The sequence below is a fragment of the Streptomyces sp. 11-1-2 genome, assembly GCF_003595545.1.
Taxonomy (GTDB): domain Bacteria; phylum Actinomycetota; class Actinomycetes; order Streptomycetales; family Streptomycetaceae; genus Streptomyces; species Streptomyces hygroscopicus_B.
Genome location: NZ_CP022545.1, coordinates 3,511,335 through 3,527,323, shown reverse-complemented (window position 1 = coordinate 3,527,323; position 15,989 = coordinate 3,511,335). Strand labels below are relative to the sequence as shown.

At 70.8% G+C, this 15,989-nt stretch carries 16 protein-coding genes; 10 read left to right on the top strand and 6 right to left on the bottom strand.

The genetic code is table 11. From position 1 onward, the window contains the following. Nucleotides 1–76 precede the first annotated feature (76 nt). Nucleotides 77–280, top strand: coding sequence for a hypothetical protein (locus CGL27_RS14910; protein WP_014060091.1), 204 nt, complete (start codon nt 77–79; stop codon nt 278–280). Nucleotides 281–446: 166 nt separating this feature from the next. Here CGL27_RS14910 and CGL27_RS14905 read toward each other — a convergent pair whose 3' ends face one another. Then, nucleotides 447–1,199: a methyltransferase domain-containing protein gene (locus tag CGL27_RS14905; RefSeq protein WP_119994390.1), complete on the bottom strand. Its 753-nt coding sequence runs from the start codon at nt 1,197–1,199 to the stop codon at nt 447–449. A 41-nt stretch (nt 1,200–1,240) separates the two neighbouring features. Continuing rightward, nucleotides 1,241–1,837 (bottom strand): DUF3043 domain-containing protein, encoded by a 597-nt coding sequence (locus CGL27_RS14900; RefSeq protein WP_107439335.1) that lies wholly within the window; start codon nt 1,835–1,837, stop codon nt 1,241–1,243. Between the two features lie 260 nt (nt 1,838–2,097). Here CGL27_RS14900 and CGL27_RS14895 point away from each other — a divergent pair, with 260 nt between their 5' ends. The 4 genes from CGL27_RS14895 to CGL27_RS14880 all read left to right on the top strand — a co-directional run bounded on the left by CGL27_RS14895 (nt 2,098) and on the right by CGL27_RS14880 (nt 5,245). Beyond that, entirely contained in the window at nt 2,098–2,874 is a 777-nt protein-coding gene (locus CGL27_RS14895) for a PspA/IM30 family protein (RefSeq protein WP_119987267.1), read from the top strand. Between the two features lie 39 nt (nt 2,875–2,913). Beyond that, nucleotides 2,914–3,192, top strand: coding sequence for a hypothetical protein (locus CGL27_RS14890; protein ID WP_119987264.1), 279 nt, complete (start codon nt 2,914–2,916; stop codon nt 3,190–3,192). 104 nt (nt 3,193–3,296) lie between these two features. Beyond that, entirely contained in the window at nt 3,297–4,568 is a 1,272-nt protein-coding gene (locus CGL27_RS14885; protein ID WP_119987261.1) for a histidine kinase, read from the top strand. After that, the gene (locus CGL27_RS14880; protein ID WP_078640986.1) at nt 4,568–5,245 is read left to right on the top strand and encodes a response regulator transcription factor; all 678 of its coding nucleotides are present in this window, start codon (nt 4,568–4,570) and stop codon (nt 5,243–5,245) included. Before CGL27_RS14885 ends, CGL27_RS14880 begins: the two co-directional genes overlap by 1 nt. A gap of 30 nt (nt 5,246–5,275) precedes the next feature. On the opposite strand, the gene nadA is transcribed toward CGL27_RS14880, so the two are convergent. Continuing rightward, a complete protein-coding gene (nadA, locus tag CGL27_RS14875; RefSeq protein ID WP_078647356.1) occupies nt 5,276–6,454 on the bottom strand; it encodes a quinolinate synthase NadA in 1,179 nt (392 codons plus the stop codon). 236 nt (nt 6,455–6,690) lie between these two features. Between nadA and CGL27_RS14870 the strand changes: the two genes are divergently transcribed. After that, the gene (locus CGL27_RS14870; protein WP_044576747.1) at nt 6,691–7,044 is read left to right on the top strand and encodes an iron-sulfur cluster assembly accessory protein; all 354 of its coding nucleotides are present in this window, start codon (nt 6,691–6,693) and stop codon (nt 7,042–7,044) included. A 94-nt stretch (nt 7,045–7,138) separates the two neighbouring features. Here the strand turns inward: CGL27_RS14870 and CGL27_RS14865 are convergent, their stop codons facing one another. Next, the gene (locus tag CGL27_RS14865) at nt 7,139–8,617 is read right to left on the bottom strand and encodes a hypothetical protein (protein ID WP_119987258.1); all 1,479 of its coding nucleotides are present in this window, start codon (nt 8,615–8,617) and stop codon (nt 7,139–7,141) included. Between the two features lie 91 nt (nt 8,618–8,708). Further along, entirely contained in the window at nt 8,709–8,933 is a 225-nt protein-coding gene (locus tag CGL27_RS14860; protein WP_119987255.1) for a hypothetical protein, read from the bottom strand. 172 nt (nt 8,934–9,105) lie between these two features. On the opposite strand from CGL27_RS14860, the gene CGL27_RS14855 reads away from it, so the two are divergent. After that, complete coding sequence (locus tag CGL27_RS14855) at nt 9,106–10,080, top strand: carbohydrate kinase family protein (protein WP_119987252.1); 975 nt, start codon at nt 9,106–9,108, stop codon at nt 10,078–10,080. 175 nt (nt 10,081–10,255) lie between these two features. On the opposite strand, the gene CGL27_RS14850 is transcribed toward CGL27_RS14855, so the two are convergent. Then, nucleotides 10,256–11,683, bottom strand: a complete 1,428-nt coding sequence (locus tag CGL27_RS14850; RefSeq protein ID WP_119987249.1) for a cysteine desulfurase/sulfurtransferase TusA family protein — start codon at nt 11,681–11,683, stop codon at nt 10,256–10,258. A 1,085-nt stretch (nt 11,684–12,768) separates the two neighbouring features. On the opposite strand from CGL27_RS14850, the gene coxB reads away from it, so the two are divergent. From coxB to CGL27_RS14835, 3 genes are read left to right on the top strand one after another with little or no spacing between them, the layout of a single operon-like run. Further along, on the top strand, nt 12,769–13,731 hold the full coding sequence (gene coxB / locus CGL27_RS14845; RefSeq protein WP_119987246.1) for a cytochrome c oxidase subunit II: 963 nt from the start codon (nt 12,769–12,771) through the stop codon (nt 13,729–13,731). After that, complete coding sequence (gene ctaD, locus CGL27_RS14840) at nt 13,728–15,467, top strand: cytochrome c oxidase subunit I (RefSeq protein ID WP_078640980.1); 1,740 nt, start codon at nt 13,728–13,730, stop codon at nt 15,465–15,467. Before coxB ends, ctaD begins: the two co-directional genes overlap by 4 nt. Further along, nucleotides 15,464–15,862, top strand: coding sequence for a cytochrome c oxidase subunit 4 (locus tag CGL27_RS14835; RefSeq protein WP_078640979.1), 399 nt, complete (start codon nt 15,464–15,466; stop codon nt 15,860–15,862). Before ctaD ends, CGL27_RS14835 begins: the two co-directional genes overlap by 4 nt. Nucleotides 15,863–15,989: the final 127 nt, after the last annotated feature.

Genomic DNA, 15,989 nt, shown 5'->3' with positions numbered 1-15,989 from the left:
CACCTAGGCTGCGGGCAGACATCACCTGTGGACCGGCGGGTATCACCTGTGGGCCGGCGGGATGGAGGAGGCTGGAATGGCGTGGACATGGCGGTTCGAGAAGTCCGACGGGGCGGAGACGAAGCCCGCGGTGCAGCCGGAGGAGTTCCCGACCCAGGGGGACGCGGAGTCGTGGATCGGTGAGGAGTGGCGGGCGCTCCTCGAAGGAGGCGCGGAACAGGTGACGCTCTTCGAGGACGGCACGAAGATCTACGGCCCGATGAGCCTGCACGGCGAGTAGACAAAACGCCTGACGGACAAGCGCGCCTGACGGACAAGCGCACCGAATGGGCAAACGCGCGGAGTAGGCAAAGGCACCGAGTAGGGCAGGCGCGCCCAAGCGCAGTCGGGCGCGCCGGGCAGGACCCGCGCGGGGTGGCGGTGCCCACCGCCACCCCGTCGCCGGATCAGCCGCGTACCCCGCACAGATGCAGCAGCGCCGCCACCGCGCGGTACGGATCGGTGCGGCCGGCCCGCTCCTCGGCGGCCAGCAGCCGCTCCCACTCCGGGGAGCCGGGCGGCTCGGCGTCGTCCGGGGCGAGGTCGGTGAAGACCCGCACGCCGTACCAGGTGCGCAGCGGCGCGCCGATCGCGGTCAGGGTCTCGGTCAGCTCCTCGCGCCGGTCCGCGCGCACCGGCAGCCCGATCCGGTTGGTGTACGAGGGGGAGTCGAAGGCGGTCAGCGCCGTGTCCCAGTCCCCGGCCAGCCCCGGCCGCATCGCCAGCGCGTCACCGTTGCGCACCAGCAGGGAGAGCAGACCGCCGGGGGCCAGCACCCGGGCCAGCCCGGCGAGCAGCGGATCCGGTTCGGGCAGATACATCAGCACCCCGTGGCACAGCACCACGTCGAAGGTGCCCGGCAGGAAGTGTGCCCCGGTCTCCCGGCCGTCGCCCTCGAGGAGCCGTACGCGTCTTCGGATGCCCTCGGGCTCGTCGGCGAGCGCGGTGCGGGCCGTCTCCAGCATGGTGGGGTCGGACTCCAGCCCGGTGACCTCATGGCCCGCGCGGGCCAGCCGCAGGGCCTGGGTGCCCTGGCCGACGCCCACGTCGAGCACCCGCAGCCGCTGTCCCACCGGGAAGCGGGCGGTGATCTGCTCATCGAGCTGGCGGGCGACCAGCGCCTGCCGGACGGTGTTCCGCAGGCCCCCGAGGTGGCTCAGCCAGCCGGGCGCCCCGCCGGTGAAGCCGGAGGGTCTGCCGCTCAGGGTCGCTCTCCGCGCTTGACCTGCGGCTTGGGCAGCCGCAGTCGGCGCATCTGGAGGGTACGCATCAGGGCGTACGCCACCGCGCCGCGCAGATTCTCGTCGGGGAAGCGCTGGCGGAGCTGCCGCTTGAGCTGGAAGCCGAAGAAGATGGAGTTGATCACGATCAGGACGATGACCACCATCCACAGCAGCAGCACATAGCTCTGCATGGCCCCGGCCTGGATCATGCTCAGGATCAGGATGACCACCGCGAGCGGCAGGAAGTACTCGGCGACGGAGAACCGCGAGTCCACGAAGTCGCGGGCGAAGCGCCGCACCGGACCCTTGTCGCGGGGCGGCAGATACCGCTCGTCGCCCCCGGCCAGCGCCTCGCGCTGCTTGGCCAGGTCGGCGCGGCGGGCCTCGCGGGCACGCTTGCTGGCGTCCTTACGGTTGGCCGGCGTCTTCGCCAGGCTGCGGCGCTGCGACTGGGCCTCGCTCCGCTTGGGAGTGGGGCGGCCCTTGGGCGCCTGCGGGTCACGGGTCTGCTGCGGCTGGTCCGCGGTCACCTTGGTGGTTGCGGCCTGCTCATCCTTGGAACGGCTTCGGAACACAAGGCCCAAGGGTACGGGTTGCGGAGTGTGCGCCCCAGCCTCAGGGGGAACGATCAGGCAACGGAGTCCCGCCGTATCGGGACACAGGGGACACACTCCTCCTTGCGCCGGAGGCTCCCGCGCTCTGATCGTCCTGCAGGAGGAGCGCGAGCGGGCTGGAACAGTGCGGTAATGGAAGCGGGCCCCGTAGGCTGGGTCTGTTGGAGTGCCGGAGTCACACGTCCGTCAGAAGGGGGCGCGCGAGGCCCATGAGCGGTGTCATGAAGCGTATGGGGATGATCTTCCGCGCGAAGGCCAACAAGGCCCTGGACCGGGCCGAGGACCCGCGCGAGACCCTTGACTACTCGTACCAGAAACAGCTTGAGCTGCTCCAGAAGGTGCGGCGTGGCGTTGCCGACGTGGCGACCTCGCGCAAGCGTCTTGAGCTGCAGCTCAACCAGTTGCAGGGGCAGTCCACCAAGCTGGAGGACCAGGGGCGCAAGGCGCTCGCGCTCGGCCGGGAGGACCTGGCCCGCGAGGCGCTCTCCCGCCGCGCCGCGCTGCAGCAGCAGGTCACCGACCTGGAGACCCAGCACCAGACGCTGCAGGGCGAGGAGGAGAAGCTGACCCTGGCCGCCCAGCGGCTGCAGGCCAAGGTCGACGCCTTCCGCACGCGTAAGGAGACCATCAAGGCCACCTACACCGCGGCCCAGGCGCAGACCCGTATCGGTGAGGCGTTCTCCGGCATCTCCGAGGAGATGGGCGACGTCGGCATGGCGATCCAGCGTGCCGAGGACAAGACGGCGCAGCTGCAGGCCCGCGCGGGCGCGATCGACGAGCTGCTGGCCTCCGGCGCCCTGGACGACCAGTCCGGCATGGCCACCAAGGACGACATCGCGGCCGAGCTCGACCGGATCTCCGGCGGTACGGACGTGGAGCTGGAGCTGCAGCGGATGAAGGCCGAGCTGGCCGGGGGCAGCCCGCAGCAGGCGATCGAGGGCGGCAAGACGGACGAGGCCCAGCAGTCCCAGACCCCGCACAAGTTCGACAAGCAGTAGCCCGCGCCCCGCCTGGGCGAGGTCTCCAAGGAGGTCGTCATGATCGTACGGATCATGGGGGAGGGCCAGGTGCGGGTGGCCGAAAGCCATCTGCCCGGACTGAACAGGCTGGACGGCGAGCTGCTCGCCGAGATCGAGGGCGGCGATCACGAGGGCTTCCGGAAGACCCTGGGCGCGCTGCTGGACGCGGTGCGCTCGGCCGGTGAGCCCCTGCCCGACGACGCCCTCCAGCCGTCCGAGCTGATCCTCCCCGCGGCCGGCGCGACCCTCGAGGAAGTCAAGGCGATGCTCAAGGACGACGGCCTCATTCCGGGCTAGTGCGGCGCACCCCCCGGACCACACTCCAGCACAGGTCGTGCCTCCCTTCACCGGCCGGGTACGGGCCGCCCGTCAAGCCGGGCGCCCCGCGGCGGCCCTTACCGTTGGATTCCGTGACTCCCCTCGCCGTCGGGCCGGGTCTGGCCCGTCCGCACCGCTGGCTGTGTGCCCACCCCCGAGCCCTGGACACCCTGGTGGCGATCGGGGTCCTCGCGCTGATCCTGATCGGCGCCGTGGCCGGTCCGCGCATGCGCCACCAGCCGCTGGGCCCCTTCTTCGTGCTGCTGGCCGTCCTCGCCGCCGCCTCGCTGGTGTTCCGCCGCGATCTGCCCCGCGGGGTGCTCGCCTTCACCGTCGCCCTCACCCTCGTCGAGATCGTCACCAATGACGAGGGCCCGCCGCGCACCTCGATCGTGTTCGGGGTCGTGGTGGCGCTCTACACCGCCGCGACCCGCACCGACCGCCCCACCACCTGGCGGCTCGGCGCCGCCACGGCCGTGCTGCTCACCGGGGCCGGGATGCTCTTCTCGCTCAACCCCTGGTACTCGCAGGAGAACTGGGGCCTGTTCGCCTGGGCCGGGCTGGCCGCGGCCACCGGCGACGCGGTGCGCAGCCGGCGCGCCTATGTCGCCGCCATCGAGGAGCGGGCGGTCCGCGCCGAGCGCACCCGTGAGGAGGAGGCGCGCCGCCGGGTCGCCGAGGAGCGGCTGCGGATCGCCCGTGAGCTGCACGATGTCGTGGCCCATCACATCGCGCTGGTCAATGTCCAGGCCGGGGTCGCCTCCCATGTCATGGACAACCGCCCGGACCAGGCCAAGGAGGCGCTCGCCCACGTACGGCAGGCGAGCCGCTCGGCGCTGGAGGAGCTGCGCGCCACGGTCGGCCTGCTGCGGCAGTACGGCGACCCCGCCGCCCCCACCGAACCGGCACCCGGCCTCGCCGTCCTGGACCAGCTCGTGGACGGCTTCGTACGGGCCGGGATGCGGGTCCGGGCGCAGCCGCCGGAGGCGCTGGGCCCGCTGCCGGGCTCGGTGGACCTCACGGCCTATCGGGTCGTCCAGGAGGCGCTGACCAATGTGCACAAGCACGCCGGGCCCGGGGCCACGGCCGAGATCCGCATCGCCCGTGTCGGCGGCGCTGCCGGGAGCGCCCTGGAGGTCACGGTCGAGGACGACGGGGCGGGGACGCGGCCCGAGGGGCCGGAGGGGGAGCCCCCGGCGCCCGGGGAGGAGACCGGCGGCGGCGGACACGGCCTGCTGGGCATGCGCGAGCGCGTGACCGCGCTGCGCGGAAGCTGCGAGGCGACACCCCTGCCCGAGGGCGGTTTCCGGGTGCGGGTGAGACTGCCTCTGCAGCCGCGTAGGGGAGGGGACTGATGACGATCAAGGTACTGCTCGCGGACGATCAGGCGCTGCTGCGCAGCGCGTTCCGCGTCCTGGTGGACTCCGAGGCGGACATGGAGGTGGTGGGGGAGGCGTCCGACGGCGCGCAGGCGGTGGAGATCGCCCGTACCCGGGGCGCCGACGTCGTCCTGATGGACATCCGGATGCCCGGTACGGACGGGCTGGCCGCGACCCGCATGATCACCGAGGATCCGCAGCTATCGGACGTCCGGGTGGTCATGCTGACGACCTTCGAGGTCGACGAGTACGTGGTGGACTCGCTGCGGGCGGGGGCCAGCGGTTTCCTCGGCAAGGGCGCCGAACCCGATGAACTGCTCGCGGCGATCCGCATCGCGGCCGCGGGCGAGGCGCTGCTGTCCCCGGTCGCGACCAAGGGGCTGATCGCCCGTTTCCTGGCCCAGGGCGACGGGAGCGGCGACGAGGGCGCCTATGACGCCTCACGGCTGGACGCCCTCACCGTCCGCGAGCGCGAGGTCCTGGTCCAGGTCGGGGGCGGGCTGTCCAACGACGAGATCGCCGCCCGGCTGGAGGTCAGCCCGCTCACGGTCAAGACGCATGTCAACCGCGCGATGGCCAAGCTGGGCGCCCGCGATCGCGCCCAGCTTGTGGTGATCGCCTACGAGACGGGGCTGGTCCGCGCGGGCGCCTAGCGCCCGCGCGGGCGGAGCCCGGGACGCTGCCTAGGGCAGCGCCAGCATCCGCTCCAGGGCCAGCTTGGCGAAGTGCTCCGTCTCCTGGTCGACCTGGATGCGGTTGACCACCTTGCCGGCCACCAGCGACTCCAGCGCCCAGACCAGATGCGGCAGATCGATCCGGTTCATGGTCGAGCAGAAGCAGACCGTCTTGTCGAGGAAGACGATCTCCTTGCCCTGGTCGGCGAAACGATTGGCCAGGCGCCGTACGAGGTTCAGCTCCGTGCCGATCGCCCACTTCGAACCGGCGGGGGCGGCCTCCAGGGCCTTGATGATGTACTCGGTCGAGCCCACGTAGTCGGCCGCCGCCACGACCTCGTGCTTGCACTCGGGGTGCACCAGCACGTTCACACCCGGTATCCGCTCGCGCACATCGTTGACCGAGTCCAGCGAGAAGCGGCCGTGCACCGAGCAGTGGCCGCGCCACAGGATCATCGTCGCGGCCCGCAGTTGCTCGGGGGTGAGCCCGCCGTTCGGCTTGTGCGGGTTGTAGACGACGCAGTCCTCCAGCGACATGCCCATGTCGCGGACCGCCGTATTGCGCCCCAGATGCTGATCGGGCAGGAACAGCACCTTCTGGCCCTGCTGGAACGCCCACTCCAGGGCCCGCTCGGCATTGGACGAGGTGCAGATCGTGCCGCCGTGCTTGCCGGTGAACGCCTTGATGTCGGCCGAGGAGTTCATGTACGAGACGGGCACCGTCGCCTCCGCGACGCCCGCCTCGGTCAGCACCTCCCAGCACTCGGCGACCTGCTCGGCCGTGGCCATGTCGGCCATCGAGCAGCCGGCCGCCAGATCGGGGAGGACGACCTGCTGGGCCTCGGTGGTGAGGATGTCGGCGGACTCGGCCATGAAGTGCACACCGCAGAAGACGATGTACTCGGCGTCCGGCCGCGCGGCCGCGTCCCGGGCCAGCTTGAAGGAGTCACCGGTGACATCGGCGAACTCGATGACCTCGTCGCGCTGGTAGTGGTGACCGAGGACGAAGACCTTGTCCCCGAGCTTCTCCTTGGCCGCGCGGGCGCGTGCCACCAGATCCGGGTCGGAGGGCGCCGGAAGGTCTCCCGGGCACTCCACGCCGCGCTCGCTGCGGGGGTCGGCCTCCCGGCCGAGAAGCAGCAGAGCGAGCGGGGTCGGCTGCACATCGAGGGGCTGGGCGGTGGTCACGTCACGCACCCTTCTTTCTTCGCTGGGAACCCTAATCGTCAGAATGACGCTATCTATCATAGTCGCTTCACGTCACTTTGACGAGAGGTATTGTGTCGATGTGACGCATTCCGGAGCGTCCACCCGTATGCGAGCATGAAGGGCAACAGGAGATAAGCGCTGGGCCCGGAATGAATCCGGGACGCCGTTGGTTTGTCACAACGGCAAGTAGTCCGTACGACCCGGGAGAGAAGCAGATGACCGTTCAGGACGAGACCACCGCGAGCGAGGGCATCATCCTGTCCGACGCCGCCGCGTCGAAGGTCAAGGGCCTACTGGAGCAGGAGGGCCGCGACGACCTCGCGCTGCGCGTCGCCGTCCAGCCCGGCGGCTGCTCCGGCCTGCGCTACCAGCTCTTCTTCGACGAGCGCTCGCTCGACGGCGACGTCGTCAAGGACTTCGGCGGCGTCAAGGTCGTGACCGACCGCATGAGCGCCCCGTACCTGGGCGGTGCCTCGATCGACTTCGTCGACACCATCGAGAAGCAGGGCTTCACCATCGACAACCCGAACGCCACGGGCTCCTGCGCCTGCGGCGACTCCTTCAGCTGAGCCCTGGGCGCGGCGGGAAACAGCGAAACGGAAGGGGGCGGGCCCACCGGGCCCGCCCCCTTCCGCATGTCCTGCCGCCAGTCTCGCGGTCCGCTCACTTCCGCAGCGGCACCGTCTCACCGGTGGACCCGTCCACGACCTTCCGGCCGTCCAGCGGCTCCTTCAGCGTCACCTTCCGGTCCAGCTGCTTGGCGATGAGGATGCAGGCCCGCCCCGGATGGGTCGGCTTGCTCTTGAGCTCCAGCGTTACCTGCTTCGAGGTCTCCTTCGCGGAGACCGAGTAGGTGTTGCAGACACCGCCCCAGAAGCGCAGCGTCAGGGTCTTGCCGTCCACGCTGTACGAGGTGATGTCATCCGGCTTGGAGGTCCGCTCGCCCTTGCCCGGCCGGGTCGACGGGGAGTGGCCCGGCTCCTCGGCCTTCTTGATGAACTCCGGCTTCACCGCGGGGTAGGGCAGGGTGACCGCCACCCGGTTGGCCCCGGTCGGCTTGGTCTCGAAGATCCACGACGGCACCAGGGCCCGCCGGCCGTCCACCATGTGCGAGGCGAGGCCGAACGTCACCTTGCGTACGCTCACCTTGCCCGACGGGCCATTGCCCTTGGCCGACGTCGAGTTGAGCCGCTCCAGCGCCTGTTCCGCGCTGAGCACCGGATAGGTGTCGTCCTCCTTGGGCTTGGCCAGCGTGCCGCTGCCGCCGACCAGCTGGCCGTCGGCGCCGACCTGCAGACTGGTCCCCCAGCCGTAGGTGGGCAGATCGGCCACCTTCGGATCGGCGTTCACCATCCGCACGGCGCCGTAGAGGCCACTCGCGTCCAGCTTCGGGTCCGACAGCCCGAGCGCCTTGAGCACCGGCTCGGCGGCGCGCTCGGCCTTCTCCTCGGACACGGCCGCCTCGCGGCCCTCGGCGGCGCCGTTGTCACCGCGCTTGTCGCCGTCGCGGTAGGATGGGCAGCTCTTGTCGGGCTTGTCCGCCCCATCGCCCTTGTCGGTCCGGTCGGCCTTCTTCGCGTCCGGCTTCCCGTCCGGGTGGACGCAGGACGTACCGCCCGGCGACCCATAGCGCGAGTACGACCAGCTACCCGGTCCGTTCTGGCTCACCCGCAGCGTCGGGCCGCTCGCGTCCGGGGTGCCGCCGACCTTCCAGTACCCGTGGTCGGCGCGGGGGCTGCCGGAGACGTCCAGCGCCTTTGCCAGCCGCGCCACATCGGCCTTGGTGACCTTCGGGTCGGTCAGATAGACCGGGGCCTCCTTCGGCCCCTCCGGCAGCTTGCCCGTGACGACGTAGCGGCCGCCGTGTGGATCGGGCTCACCGGGCGCGATGCCCTTGTCTCCGCCTCGCTCGCCGCCCGGGGTGGCGTAGGCGTCCAGTGCGAGGGGCTTGGGCGCTCCGTCCTCGCCCGCCGCGCCCGGACCCCGGGTGCCGCCGTCCGCCGCGGTGGAGGCCCAGTAGGCGCCGCCACCTCCGGCGACCAGCACCGCGGCCGCCACCGAAACGACGGCCAGCGGCGAGCGCCGGCGCGGCCGGGGAGTGTCGTCGGGGGTCTGCGGGGTGTCGGTGTCCTCGGTGCTCACCGTTTCGCTCCTTTGGCTCCGCTCACGTTCTACGGTCCCATCCCTCGCGAGGAGATGCCGATGAGACGGAGCCGAGGCGCGCCCGGTTCCTTCAGTCGCCGTAGTCCGACATCCCGGCCAGCAGATCGGCCGATGCCGCGGGCACGCTGATCCCCCGGATGCGGGAGGCGGCGACCGGTGAAACATGCCTGGCGGAAGGCGATACGGTGACCGCCCAGTGCGGCGCCATCCGGGCACCGTCGCCGCGCAGCTCCTCCAGATACTCGGGCTCGATGGCTCCGGTGGCGGGAAGGGCGGGGCCGAGGTGCTGGGGCATGATGCCTCCTGGTCCATGGGGGTCGCCGACGCGTACCCCCGTCTACGCACCGTATTCAGCGGGTGTCGGTGAAGAAAGCCCTACTATTGGGTAGTTTCTTCCGTTCGTATGGACAGGGCTGAGCAGATAGCGTGAAGCGTCCGTCTCTCTCCGCCCCCGCAGGAGCGACTCCGTGCGTATTGCCGTAACCGGCTCCATCGCCACCGACCATCTGATGTCCTTCCCCGGCCGCTTCGCCGATCAGCTGGTCGCCGATCAGCTGCATACGGTCTCCCTCTCCTTCCTGGTGGACACCCTCGATGTCCGCCGTGGAGGAGTCGGCCCCAACATCTGTTTCGGCATGGGCGTGCTCGGCCTGAGCCCGATCCTGGTCGGCGCGGCCGGCGAGGACTTCGCCGACTACCGCGCCTGGCTGGACCGGCACGGTGTGGACACCGTGTCCGTCCGGATCTCCGAGGTCAAGCACACCGCTCGCTTCGTCTGCACCACCGACGCCGATCACAACCAGATCGCGTCCTTCTACACCGGTGCCATGAGCGAGGCCCGCCAGATCGAGCTGCGGCCGGTCGCGGAGCGCGCCGGCGGCCTCGACCTCGTGCTGATCAGCGCGGACGACCCGGAGGCCATGGTCCGCCACACCGAGGAGTGCCGCTCGCGCGGCATCCCCTTCGCCGCGGACCCCTCCCAGCAGCTCGCCCGCATGGAGGGGGAGGACATCCGGGTGCTGATCGGCGGCGCGGAGTACCTCTTCACCAATGAGTACGAGGCCGCGCTGATCGAGACCAAGACCGGCTGGACCGCGGAGCAGATCCTCTCCAAGGTCGGCACCCGGGTCACCACGCTGGGCGCGCAGGGCGTGCGCATCGACCGCGAGGGCGAGGAGCCCGTCGTCGTCGGCTGCCCGGAGGAGGACCAGAAGGCCGACCCGACCGGCGTCGGCGACGCCTTCCGCGCGGGCTTCCTCTCCGGTCTGTCCTGGAACCTCTCGCTCGAGCGCGCCGCCCAGGTGGGCTGCATGCTGGCGACGCTGGTCATCGAGACGGTCGGCACCCAGGAGTACGAGCTGCGCCGGGGCCACTTCATGGAGCGCTTCGCCAAGGCGTACGGCCATGAGGCGGCGGGCGAGATCGCGCCCCACCTCCCCTGAACCCCGCTGGGCGCCCAGGGGGCTCTCGTGCTCCCTGGGCCCCGCCGCGGCCTCTGCGGATCCGCCGTGGCCCCTGGATCCCGCCTAGCTTCCCGCGGCTTCGCCGTGGCTTCCCACAGCTCCGCTGTAGTCCCCTGGGCCCGCCAGTGCCCAATGGGCCCGGGCCCGCCAGGGCCTAGGCGCGGCGGCGGACCCGGTAGGCCACGCCCCGATCGGCCGTCCGCTCGCCCTCGTAGGTCTGGCCCCGCATCTCGCACCAGGCCGGGATGTCCAGCCGGGCCGCCTCGTCGTCGGACAGCACCACCACCACACCGCCCACCGGCACCTCGCCGATCACCTTGGCCAGCTCGATCACCGGGATCGGGCACCGCTTGCCGAGCGAGTCGACCACCAGCGCGACCTCGGGCTCGGGCTCGGGGTCCGGGTCCGGCGCGACGGCGGCCTGGGCAGGCTTCGGCGCACCCAGGCGCTCCCGCACCTGCGCCACCACCCCCGGCAGCACCTCCAGGAACCGGTCCACCTCCGCCTCGGCCGTACCGCGCGGAAGCGAGACCCGGACATTGCCCTCGGACAGCACCCCCATGGCCCGCAGCACATGGCTCGGGGTCAGCGTGGACGAGGTGCAGGAGGAGCCGGACGAGACCGAGAACTCCGCGCGGTCCAGCTCATGGAGAAGCGCCTCTCCGTCGACATAGAGACAGGAGAAGGTCACCAGATGCGGCAGCCGCCGCTCCGGATCGCCGACCACCTCGACGTCCGGGACCAGCTCCGGCACCCGCGCCCGGATCCGGTCCACCAGCCCGCGCAGCCGCTCCGCCTCCGCGGCGGCCTCTGCGGTGGCCTCCGCCCGTACGGCCCGCAGCGAGGCGGCCGCGGCGACGATGGCGGGGAGATTCTCGAACCCGGGGGAGCGGCCCGACTCGCGCTCGTCCGTGGGCGGGACCGTACGGAAGCGCACCCCCTTGCGCACCGCGAGCAGCCCCACCCCCGCAGGGCCGCCCCATTTGTGGGCACTTGCCGTCAAGAGCGACCAATTGCCCTCCGTGGGGCCCCAGCCGAGCGACTGCGCCGCGTCCACGAGCAGCGGTACGCCCGCCGCCGCGCACTCCTCGGCTGCCTCGGCCACCGGCTGCAGGGTGCCGACCTCGTGGTTGGCGGACTGCAGACAGGCCAGCGCCACCCCGTCCGGGGCCTCCCGCAGGGCCGCCGCGTACGCACCCGGCGCGACCCGTCCCGTACGGTCCACCGGGACCTCGGTGAGCGTGCCGCCGTCCGCCTCGTGCGTGGCCGCCGCGTGCAGCACCGAGGAGTGCTCCACGGCGGAGACGACCAGATGGCGGCCCGCGCGCCGCCGGCCCGCGAGCGCCCCCGCGATACCGTCGTGCACCGCGCGCGTCCCCGAAGGAGTGAAGACGAGCTCGTCCGGGCGGCACCCGACGGCCTCGGCCGCCGCCTCACGCGCGGCGTCCAGCAGCAGCCGGGCCCGCCGCCCCTCCCGGTAGAGGCGCGAGGGGTCGGCCCACCCCTCGTCGAGTGCGGCGAGGAGCGCCTGCCGGGCGACGGGGTGCAGGGGAGCGGACGAGGCCGTGTCGAAGTAGGGCACATACGGAACGCTAGTCGCCGGGGCAGGCAAACGGACGGGCGCGCCCCGCGCGGGGCACCTCCGGTGCCGAAGCCAGGGACGTGCAGGGACCGGAGCCAGGTCCGCACCGCGACCGGAGCGGGGGCCGCACCGGGACCGGAGCCGAGGCCGCACCGGGACCGGAGCCGAGGTTGCACCGGGACCGGAGCGGGGCCGCACCGGGACCGGAGCGGGGTCGCACCGGGACCGGGGGCCGAGGTTGCCCGGGGCCGGAGCGGGGGCCGCACCGGGGCCGGAGCGGGGTCGCACCCGGGCCGGGGGCCGAGGCTGCACCGGGGCCGGGAGCCGGGGTTGCACCGGGGCCGGAGCGGGGTCGCACCCGGGCCAGGAGTGGAGACTGCACCGAGACCGGGAGCCGAGGCCGCACCCGGGCCGGGAGTGGAGGTTGCACCGGGACCGGAGCGGGGTCGCACCGGGGCCGGGATCCGGGGCTGCATAGGGGCCGGGGGCCGAGGTTGTACCGAGACCGGAGCAGGGGTCGCACCCGGCCGAAGCCGGGGCCGTAGCGAGGCCGCTCCGCGACCGGAGCAGGGGTCGCACCCGGTCGAAGCCGGGCCCGCACCGGGGCCGAAGTCAGGGCCGGAGCGGGGGTCGCACCCGGCCGAAGCCGGGGCCGAAGCCGGGGCCGGAGCGGGGGTCGCACCGGGTCGGGAGCCGGGGCTGCACCGGGGCCGGAGCGGGGCCGCTCCGCGACCGAGAGCCGAGGCTGCACCGGGGCCGGAGCAGGGGTCACACCCGGCGGCAGCCGGGCCCGCACCGGGGCCGGAGCAGGGGTCGGAGCAGGGGTCACACCCGGCGGCAGCCGGGCCCGTGGCCAGGCCCGGAGTTCGGGGTGGGGCCGGGCCGGAAAAGGCGGCCGGAGCCCGGGATTCCACCCCTTCGTGGAGCGCCCCGGCGAGTTGGGCACCCTCCCCGCGCGACCCCAAATGGCGTCCAGTAGGGTTTGGTCCGCATAAACATCCAAACCCCTGCCCGCACTGGGCCGGCGACCGACCAGAAGACGGCCGCGGCCGACCGCGCGGGCGAGACTCTCGGGAAGGCGCTACGTGAGTCCCAACGGCTCCGACCGCTCGTCGCGGCGCCCGGTGCGGCGGAAGCTGCTGCAGGCGCTGGCCGCGGGCTTGGTCCTGGCGACCGCCACCGGTTGCACATCAAAGGACTTCCCCCGCCTTGGAATGCCTACCCCCGTCACGGAGGAGGCGCCGCGGATCCTCTCTCTGTGGCAGGGCTCGTGGGCGGCGGCGCTCGCCACGGGCGTCCTGGTCTGGGGCCTGATCATCTGGGCGGTTATCTTCCACCGTCGCAGCAGGACCAAGATCGAGGTTCCCGCGCAGACCCGGTACAACATGCCGATCGAGGCGCTGTACACCGTGGTCCCGATCATCATCGTCTCGGTGTTGTTCTACTTCACCGCACGCGATGAGAACGCGCTCCTCAAGACCTCCAAGAAGCCCGACCACGTGGTCAACGTGGTGGGCTATCAATGGAGCTGGGGCTTCAACTACATGGAGAACGTGGACGGGAGCACCGCCAGTCCGAAGCAGGAAGCCAAGGAGATCTCCTCGATCCCCCAGCGCATGCTCAACGCCGTCCCCAAGGGCGCCGAGGGCGTCTACGACGCCGGCACCCCCGCTGAGCGGAACCCGCAGACCGGCAACCCGGGTCCGACCCTGTGGCTGCCGAAGGGCGAGTCGGTCCAGTTCATCCTGACGTCCCGCGATGTCATCCACTCGTTCTGGGTGGTCCCCTTCCTGATGAAGATGGACGTCATCCCGGGTCACACCAACCGTTTCGAGGTCACCCCGAACCGCGAGGGCACCTTCATGGGCAAGTGCGCCGAGCTGTGCGGCGTCGACCACTCCCGGATGCTCTTCAACGTCAAGGTCGTGTCGCCGGAGCGCTACCAGCAGCACCTCAAGGACCTGGCGAAGAAGGGCCAGACCGGCTACATCCCGGCGGGCATTGAGCAGACGGACGCCGCCAAGAACGCGGAGACCAAGATCCAGTGAGCATCCTCAACGAACCCCAGGGTGCCGGTACGACCGCCTCGCAAGAGCGGGAGATTCCGGTGCGTCGGAAGCAGCCGGGCAATGTCGTCGTCAAGTGGCTGACCACCACCGACCACAAGACGATCGGCACGCTCTACCTCGTCACGTCGTTCGCGTTCTTCTGCATCGGCGGCCTGATGGCGCTCTTCATGCGCGCCGAGCTGGCCCGGCCGGGCACGCAGATCATGTCGAACGAGCAGTTCAACCAGGCGTTCACCATGCATGGCACGATCATGCTGCTGATGTTCGCCACCCCGCTGTTCGCGGGCTTCACGAACTGGATCATGCCGCTGCAGATCGGTGCGCCCGATGTGGCGTTCCCGCGGCTGAACATGTTCGCGTACTGGCTGTATCTCTTCGGCTCGCTGATCGCGGTGGGCGGGTTCCTGACCCCGCAGGGCGCGGCCGACTTCGGCTGGTTCGCCTACTCCCCGCTGTCGGACGCGGTCCGTTCGCCGGGTGTGGGCGCGGACATGTGGATCATGGGTCTGGCCCTTTCCGGCTTCGGCACGATCCTCGGTGCGGTCAACTTCATCACCACGATCATCTGCATGCGCGCTCCGGGCATGACGATGTTCCGCATGCCGATCTTCACCTGGAACGTGCTGCTGACCGCGGTGCTGGTGCTGCTCGCCTTCCCGGTGCTGGCCGCCGCGCTGTTCGCCCTGGAGGCGGACCGTAAATTCGGGGCACATGTCTTCGACGCGGCCAATGGCGGCGCGTTGCTCTGGCAACACCTCTTCTGGTTCTTCGGCCATCCAGAGGTGTACATCATCGCGTTGCCGTTCTTCGGCATCATTTCCGAGGTCATTCCGGTCTTCTCCCGGAAGCCGATGTTCGGTTACATCTCCCTGATCGCCGCGACGATTTCCATCGCCGGTCTCTCGGTGACGGTGTGGGCCCACCACATGTATGTCACCGGCGGAGTGCTGTTGCCGTTCTTCTCGTTCATGACGTTCCTGATCGCGGTGCCGACCGGTATCAAGTTCTTCAACTGGATCGGCACGATGTGGAAGGGGTCGCTGAGCTTCGAGACCCCGATGCTCTGGGCGGTCGGCTTCCTGATCACCTTCACCTTCGGTGGTCTGACCGGTGTGATCCTGGCGTCGCCGCCGATGGACTTCCACGTCTCCGACTCGTACTTCGTGGTGGCCCACTTCCACTACGTGGTCTTCGGCACCGTGGTCTTCGCGATGTTCGCCGGATTCCACTTCTGGTGGCCCAAGTTCACCGGCAAGATGCTGGACGAGCGGCTCGGAAAGATCACCTTCTGGACGCTGTTCGTGGGCTTCCACGGCACGTTCCTGGTGCAGCACTGGCTGGGCGCCGAGGGTATGCCCCGCCGGTACGCCGACTACCTGGCGGCCGACGGCATCACCACGCTGAACACCATCTCGACCATCAGCTCCTTCCTGCTGGGCCTGTCGATCCTGCCGTTCCTCTACAACGTCTGGAAGACCGCCAAGTACGGCAAGAAGGTCGAGGTCGACGACCCCTGGGGCTACGGACGTTCGCTGGAGTGGGCGACCTCCTGCCCGCCCCCGCGGCACAACTTCCTCACCCTGCCGCGGATCCGCTCCGAATCCCCGGCGTTCGACCTGCACCACCCGGAGATCGCGGCGCTCGACCAGCTCCAGAACCACGGTGCGCCCGATGAGGACAAGGCCCTCGCGGGTGGTAAGGAGGCCGGCAAGTGAAGGTCCAAGGCCGGATGTTCATCTGGCTGGCCGTCTTCGTCCTCGTCATGGCGATCGTCTATGGCGTGTGGTCGAAGGAGCCGGCCGGTACCACCGCGCTCTTCCTGGCCTTCGGGCTGAGCATCATGATCGGCTTCTACCTGGCCTTCACGGCGCGCCGGGTGGACGTCGGAGCGCAGGACAACAAGGACGCGGATATCGCGGACGACGCCGGCGAGCTGGGTTTCTTCTCCCCGCACAGCTGGCAGCCGCTCTCCCTGGCCGTCGGTGGCGCCCTGGCCTTCCTGGGCGTGATCTTCGGCTGGTGGCTGCTCTTCTTCTCGGCCCCGATGGTCATGATCGGTCTCTTCGGCTGGGTCTTCGAGTACTACCGCGGCGAGAACGCCAACCAGTAACCGGCCAGTCGGCTGACGCGACCGGCGAAACGAGCGGGGCCCGGACACCTCCCCAGGTGTCCGGGCCCCGCTCGGCGTTGCCGGCCGGGCGCCGGGCCATGGCCCCGGTGGGTCCGTCGGTTCACCC

Bases quoted from the DNA above. Each gene is read 5' to 3' on its own strand.
- CGL27_RS14860 (WP_119987255.1), bottom strand. From the start codon at position 8,933: ATGCCCCAGCACCTCGGCCCCGCCCTTCCCGCCACCGGAGCCATCGAG.
- CGL27_RS14870 (WP_044576747.1), top strand. From the start codon at position 6,691: ATGACCGTTCAGGACGAGACCACCGCGAGCGAGGGCATCATCCTGTCC.
- CGL27_RS14880 (WP_078640986.1), top strand. From the start codon at position 4,568: ATGACGATCAAGGTACTGCTCGCGGACGATCAGGCGCTGCTGCGCAGC.
- CGL27_RS14890 (WP_119987264.1), top strand. From the start codon at position 2,914: ATGATCGTACGGATCATGGGGGAGGGCCAGGTGCGGGTGGCCGAAAGC.
- CGL27_RS14895 (WP_119987267.1), top strand. From the start codon at position 2,098: ATGAAGCGTATGGGGATGATCTTCCGCGCGAAGGCCAACAAGGCCCTG.
- CGL27_RS14910 (WP_014060091.1), top strand. From the start codon at position 77: ATGGCGTGGACATGGCGGTTCGAGAAGTCCGACGGGGCGGAGACGAAG.